Source organism: Gordonia otitidis NBRC 100426 (assembly GCF_000248075.1).
In the GTDB taxonomy this organism is placed as follows: Bacteria; Actinomycetota; Actinomycetes; order Mycobacteriales; family Mycobacteriaceae; genus Gordonia; species Gordonia otitidis.
Map to the genome: position 1 here is coordinate 1 of NZ_BAFB01000178.1, position 6923 is coordinate 6923.

Below are 6923 nucleotides of genomic sequence, written 5' to 3' on the forward strand. Positions count from 1 at the left end.
GTGGGTTCCGAGACGCACCTGCCCTACGACCGCCCACCACTGTCCAAAGAACTACTCCTCGCCGACGACGAGCCGGCTCTGCCCGAACTGCGAGAGAACTCCTTTCTGCGCGAGGAGTTGGGCGTGGATGTGCGAACTGACTCTGCGGCAACAGGAGTCGACGTCGAGGCCCGTGTGCTCAACACCGCCGCGGGTGATCTGGGATACGACGCGATGGTGATCGCCGTCGGTGCGCACGCCCGTAGGCTACCGGGCACCGAGCACATTCGTGGGGTGCACACGGTACGTACGTTCGCTGACACGCAGTCGATCTGGCGGGCGCTACGGGCTCGAGCGCGCGTCGTCGTTGTCGGCGCAGGCTTCATCGGCGCCGAAGTCGCATCGGCTGCAAGAAAACTGGGATTGTCGGTGACCATTGTCGAAGCCGCGCCCGCGCCGTTGACCCGTTCTTTGGGTGTCGCCGGGGGTGCTCTGTGTGCAGCACTCCACGAGCGCAACGGAACCGAACTGGTACTCGGCGTCGGGGTGTCAAGCCTTCGGACGTCCGACGGACACGAGCCTGTTGTCACAGGCGTCGAGTTGGCCGATGGGCGGGTCCTCGATGCGGATCTGGTGGTCGTCGGAGTAGGAGCTGTTCCGTCGACACAGTGGCTCGCGGATACCGGCGTCGCGCTCAACGGGGTCGACGGGGGTATCGAGTGCTCGGAGACACTCGCGGTCCTCGACAACGCGGGGCAACCGATCCCGGGTCTGTGGGCCGCGGGCGACGTAGCGCATTGGCACAACGCTCTCTTCGATCGGCGGATGCGTCTGGAGCACTGGACGAGTGCCGCCGAACAGGGTGCGTGTGCCGCCCGAAACGCGATCGGCACGGAGGCCGGGGTCTACGAGACGGTGCCGTACTTCTGGTCGGACTGGTACGGCACGCGCTTGCAGTTCGTCGGTGTTCCCGATGCCGACGAGATTCTCGTCCAGGATCGCGCGGACAAGTCCGGTGGAACTGTCGTGCTCTATCGCGGCGGTGACACAGTGGCCGGCGTCCTCACCATCGGCAGGCCCGATCTGATCATGAAATATCGCAGACTGGTTGCCAAGCGGGCGCCCTGGGCGGACGGTGTGGCCTATGGCGCCGATCTCTGCCGGGCCTGATCGAATGTGTGGATCAGTCGTGACCGGGCTCGTTGAACCACATCGACGTGGCTTCGGATCTGTTGCCGGCCCGCAGCTTTCGCAGAACATGCTTGACGTGCTGCTTCACCGTCCCCTCGGAGATCACGAGCTCATGAGCGATGGCAGCGTTGGTGCGACCCTGGGCCATGAGCGCGAGCACCTCGGACTCCCGCGCGGTGAGACCGGCGTCGGCGACTCGCGTCGAGGGGCCGCGGCTGGTGGGCGTCCGCTGCGCCGCTGTGGGTGTACCGGCCGTCTCGACGGGTGGCTCGGACCGTCGGACGCAGAGCGTGTGCGCCCCGGACACGGTCGCGTCGACGGAGTCGGCGAGGCCGCTCAATCCCGACCTCAGCGCACCGGTGTCCTCGCTCATCCGGGCGCGACTGAGTGCGAGGCGCAAGCTCTGGGCGAATCCGATGAGGAGTTGGCACTCCTCCTCGCCGACGTCTGTACTGTGCCGGTACTTGTCGGCGTGGAGCAGACCCACGACTCGTCCCTCCGACACCACGGGTGCCGCGACGTACGAGCGCGATCCCGACGCGTCGGCGATCGGACGGTTCACGCGCGTATCCGACTGGACATCGGTGACGAGAAGTCCCTCGCGGCGTCGAACGATCTCCGTCTCGAGGATCTGCGGTCCGAGGATCTGCGGGTTCTCCTGCCCGGCCCGGTTGATCTCCGAGGCCCACTCCGGGTCGTCGGCGACATAGACGCATTCCGATATCCACAGTCGCTCGTCGATGCGCGAGATGATCGCACGGTCGAAGCCGAGTTCGCAGATGAGCTGTGGGGCGAGCGTGACCAGCTCACCGGTGACACACGGTGCGGCCTCGAGTCTGGACACGACGTCGGCCAGTCGCGCCTCGACGCCGGTCTTGGCGTCGAGGCGGTCGGACAGCAGCTGGTCGATGCGTTGCAGCCGAGTGAGGGAGGCGGCAACGGTCGGACTCAGCTCACCCAACTCGACGGCAAGCGCGTCGGCGAGGTCTTGCCATGCGTGTTCGAGCAGGCTTCGGACGGGGACAAGTGTGGTGTCGTCGGCGTCCGATTGCTCTCTGAGAATGTCGATCACCGTGCGTGAATCGACCATCGGGCCGCTGTCAGAGGAGGTGGACGCCTTCGCTCGGACAATGTGGTGCACCCGCTAATAGTAACCATATGTGCCATGAGTCACATAAACGAACTATAAGGAGATGAATTCATGTATCCGGCAATCCATGCCGCGCTGCACCCGGACAAACCTGCGGTGATCGTCGCGGGCACCGATTCGGCGCTGTCCTACGCGGAGCTCGAACAACGGTCGACACAGCTGGCGAATGCCTTCAGCGATGCAGGTCTACGTGACGGCGACGTCGTCGCACTACTGAGCACAAATGCCGCCGAGGTGTTCGTCGTCTATTGGGCATGCCTGCGCTCCGGTCTCTACCTCACCCCCGTCAACACACACTTGTCGGCCCAGGAGGTCGCGTACATCGTCGACGACTGTGGTGCGCGTGCACTGGTGGTGTCCGCGGACATGGCGGAGGCTGCGATGAGTGCGCGGGAGACGAGCCCCGCGCTGCAGATCGCGCTGGCCTACTCGGGCGCGGTACCCGGCTTCGACGACTACGAGCAGTTCCTCTCCTCGGGCTCGGCGGAGCCGCCCGCGTATCAGCGACGCGGCAACGACATGCTCTACAGTTCGGGCACGACGGGCAGGCCGAAAGGTGTGAAGCCTCCGCTTCCCGACCGTCAGGTCGGCGATCCGGGCGATCCCTACGTGATGGTGTTCGGCGGGACCTACAAGATGGATGCCGACACCGTCTACTTCTCCCCGGCCCCGCTTTATCACGCCGCGCCGCTGCGGTTCGGAATGATCACACAGAGTCTCGGCGGCACGGTCATCACGACCGAGAAGTTCGACGCCGAGGACTGCCTGAAGATCATCGATCGATACCGGGTGACCCATTCCCAGTGGGTGCCCACGCACTTCGTTCGAATGCTGCGACTTCCCGAGCAGGTTCGCAGCGGCTATGAGGTCGGTTCGCAGAAGTTCGTCGTGCACGCCGCTGCGCCGTGTCCACCAGAGGTCAAACAACAGATGATGGACTGGTTCGGTCCGATCCTGCACGAGTACTACTCGTCGACAGAAGCCAACGGCATCACCATGGTCAATCCCGAAGAGTGGTCGGCCAAACCGGGGACGGTCGGAACAGCCAAGCTCGGCACGATCCACATCTGTGACGACGACGGTGTCGAACTCGGTGTCGGCGAGTCGGGCACGGTCTATTTCGAGCGGGACGTGCTGCCGTTCAGCTATCACAACGACCCGGACAAGACGGCGTCGGCGCAACACCCGCAGCATCCGACATGGACGACGACCGGCGACATCGGCTATGTCGATGCCGACGGATACCTTTTCCTCAACGACCGCAAGGCGTTCACGATCATCTCCGGCGGTGTCAACATCTACCCGCAGGAGATCGAGAACTGCCTCGCGCTGCACCCCGACGTCGAAGACGTCGCGGTGATCGGAGTGCCCGATCCCGAATTCGGTGAGCGGGTTCTCGCTGCGGTCACACCTGCGCCTGGGGTCACGGGTAGCGACGAGGTCGCCGACCGTCTGCGCGACTTCGTGCGGGAGCGGCTCGCCGGCTACAAGGTGCCGCGCGAGATCCGATTCGTGACCGATCTTCCGCGCACACCGACCGGAAAGCTGGTGAAGGGGCCACTGCGTCAGAGGTTCTCGGACGATCGAGCGGGGGTGTGAGGTGACCGGCGGAACACTGACCGATACCGGATCCGAGCGTGATCTCACCGGATACACGATGTTGATTTCGGGAGGAAGCCGGGGCATCGGCTTGGCTGTGGCCAGGCAGTTCGCGGCGGCCGGTGGCAATGTCGCCATGCTGGCGAAGACCGATCAGCCTCACCCGACGCTACCGGGCACGATCCACACCGCTGTTGCCGAAATCGAAGACCAGGGTGGAAAGGCCATAGGAATCGTCGGCGACGTTCGCAACGATGCCGACATCGCCGAAGCCGTCGAGAAGGCAGTGACGGCATTCGGCGGAATCGATGTCGTCGTCAACAACGCCAGCGTGCTGAATACCTCGGGCACGCTGGATCTTCCGATGAAGCGGTTCGATCTCATGATGGGTGTCAATGTGCGCGGCACCTTTGCGCTCACGCGGGCCGCTCTCCCGGAACTGCTCAGGCGCGGTGGTCACGTCGTCACGTTGGCGCCGCCGCTGAACCTGAGCAGGCGTTGGCTGGGTGAACACCCGGGATACATGCTGGCCAAGTACGGAATGTCATTGGCGGCGATGGGAATTGCCGCGGAGTTCGCCGACCGGAAGATCTCGAGCAACTGTGTCTGGCCGCAAAGTCTCATAGCGACGTCCGCGGTGCGGAATCTCTATGGCGGCGACGAGGCACTCGCTCGCGCCCGCGACCCGCAGATCATGGCCGATGCCGTGCTCGCGCTCGTCTCCCACGAGCCGGGTGAGATCACCGGCCAGACGTTCCTCGACGTCGAGGTCCTCGGACAGCACGGTATCCGGGATCTCTCCGGCTACGGCGCATCGGAGGGTATCGGCTTCGACATCTTCGTCGACCCCGATCATGCCGACCCAGATCATGCCGACCCAGATCATGCCGCCGGCGACCGACCCGACCGTGCCGACTCGGGAACTCGGGTATCCGCATGACGACAACACCGGAGGACGTGAAGATGACTTCGTCGCTCGAAGATCTGCCACGTGTGGCAGATCGCTTGTCCGACGACTTGCTGCTCCCACCAGAAACCGTGAAGGTCCGCGCCCGGGCGCGGGAGTTCGCCACCTCGGTGTTGGCGCCGCGCGCGGCGGAGCTCAACAGCGCGGAGGAATCGCGAGCGGCGTTCCCGCGTGACATCGTCGACGCGATCGCTGCGGCGGGCCTGTATGCGGTGCCTTTCGCGGAGGACGTCGGGGGTGCGGGACTCGAGTTCCCGATGCTCGCTGCCGCAACGGTTCTCGAGGAACTCGGGTACTACAGCGCTGGTATCGCTTCGGCGCTCTACGACGGCCAGGCGTTACTGGTCGGTCACACTCTCGACGCAGCGCCCGCAGCGATTCGCAAGGAATTCCTGCCGCGCCTCATCCGAGGGGAGATCGTCGGTTCGTTCGCGACGAGCGAGCCCGATGCGAGTACCGACCTGTCGGCCGATCACATGCGAACGACGGCACGACGCGTCGGCGGCGGGTTCCGGCTCTCCGGGCGTAAACGCTGGATCACCAATTCCTGTGCGGCCGATGTCACGACGGTTCTGTGCGTGGCCGAAGGGCAACAGGCGATGGTGCTCGTCGAAATGTCCGCGCACGGAGTCACGGTTCTCGAGCCCGACAAGAAGATGGGCAACAGACTTCAACTCACCTCTGACATCGTCTTCGACGACGTGTTCGTGCCGGAGGAGCACGTGATCGCGCAGCCGGGTCGTGGATTGGCTGCGGCGTTGGGCAGTCTCGCACTTGGGCGCATCGGTATCGGTGCGGTCGGAGTCGGTATGGCGCAGAGTGCGTTCGACCACGCCGCGCGGCACTTACGTCGTCGAGAGGCCTTCGGGCACAAGCTGGGTGAGTTCCAGCACTGGCAGTTTCGTACCGCAGAACATGCCATCGGGATCGAATCGGCGCGCTCGCTCTATCAGAAGGCCGCGCGCAAGTTCGACACAACTGGCCGGGCCGAACCGGAGGCCGCGATGGCGAAGGTTGCGGGAAGCCGGATCGGTGTGGACGTCGCACGAGACGCGATTCAGGTGCACGGGGGGTACGGATTCGTCCGTGAGCTCACCGCGGACGGCGTCGTCAATCACCTGGAGGCGATCTGGCGCGACGCGAAGATCGGCGAGATCTACGAGGGCGCCAACGAGGTGCAACTGTGGTCCATCGCCCGCGCGGCATTGGGACGCGACATCACCGCGTGAGTCGTGTGCCGTTCACCGAGACTGGTCAGCGCGTCGACCTCGCGACGACGTCCCGGTAGGTGGCGTAGACCTCCGGTCGAGTGTGACCGGACAGTTCCTCGACGTCGACGGGCCACGACGGGCGACGCCCCGTCAGCGCCCACGCTGCCTGACGCGCGGCGCCGAGCGCCACCCACTCGCCGTCGGCGGGAAGGCTCACTGTGCCGCCGAAAACCGTTGGTGCGACGGTACGTACCGCAGTCGACTTGGTGCCGCCACCGACCATGAGTATCCGTTCGACGTCGACACCCTGCTCCTCGATCTGTTCACGGCACCACACCAATGAACAGAGCAGTCCTTCGACGGCCGCTCGCGCGACCGACGACGGTGTGAAGTTCGCGGTGGTGATACCGCACAGGGTGCCGGTCGCGTCGGGCAGATTGGGTGATCGTTCCCCGGCGAGGTAGGGAATCAGCGTCAGCCCGTTCGATCCTGCCGGCGTCGACATAGCCAGACGTGCGAACTCGTCGAGATCGACGTCGAGCATGGTCGCGGTGGCGCTGAGAACCGGTGCACCGTTGAGGGTGCACACCAGCGGGAGTTGACGGCCGGTGGCGTCGGCGAAGCCCGCGACGATACCGCTCGGATCGCACGGTGCGACGTCCGTGACGGCGCTGACGACACCAGAGGTGCCGAGTGAGACGATCGCGTCACCCGGACCCGCCTGCAGGCCGAAGGCGGCTGCAGCATTGTCGCCCAGACCGGCGCCGAGTGCCACACCGCCCGGCGTCCGTGCGGCAACGCCCGACGGTTCTATGACTTCTGGGAG

General features: G+C 65.1%; 6 protein-coding genes. 4 read left to right on the plus strand and 2 right to left on the minus strand.

Going from position 1 to position 6923, the window contains the following annotated elements:
- The coding region (locus tag GOOTI_RS17240) for an NAD(P)/FAD-dependent oxidoreductase (RefSeq protein WP_051998000.1) at positions 1-1149 on the plus strand (1149 nt) is incomplete at its 5' end.
- A gap of 13 nt (positions 1150-1162) precedes the next feature.
- Here GOOTI_RS17240 and GOOTI_RS17245 read toward each other — a convergent pair.
- Entirely contained in the window at positions 1163-2311 is a 1149-nt protein-coding gene (locus GOOTI_RS17245; RefSeq protein ID WP_039994284.1) for a LuxR C-terminal-related transcriptional regulator, read from the minus strand.
- Between the two features lie 60 nt (positions 2312-2371).
- Between GOOTI_RS17245 and GOOTI_RS17250 the strand changes: the two genes are divergently transcribed.
- From GOOTI_RS17250 to GOOTI_RS17260, 3 genes are read left to right on the plus strand one after another with little or no spacing between them, the layout of a single operon-like run.
- A complete protein-coding gene (locus GOOTI_RS17250; protein ID WP_007239901.1) occupies positions 2372-3919 on the plus strand; it encodes an acyl-CoA synthetase in 1548 nt (515 codons plus the stop codon).
- A 1-nt stretch (position 3920) separates the two neighbouring features.
- Positions 3921-4859 (plus strand): SDR family oxidoreductase, encoded by a 939-nt coding sequence (locus GOOTI_RS17255; protein ID WP_007239902.1) that lies wholly within the window; start codon positions 3921-3923, stop codon positions 4857-4859.
- A gap of 23 nt (positions 4860-4882) precedes the next feature.
- Complete coding sequence (locus tag GOOTI_RS17260) at positions 4883-6115, plus strand: acyl-CoA dehydrogenase family protein (RefSeq protein ID WP_007239903.1); 1233 nt, start codon at positions 4883-4885, stop codon at positions 6113-6115.
- A gap of 25 nt (positions 6116-6140) precedes the next feature.
- Here the strand turns inward: GOOTI_RS17260 and GOOTI_RS17265 are convergent.
- Positions 6141-6923: FGGY-family carbohydrate kinase (locus GOOTI_RS17265; protein ID WP_007239904.1), on the minus strand; the 783-nt coding region annotated here is incomplete at its 5' end.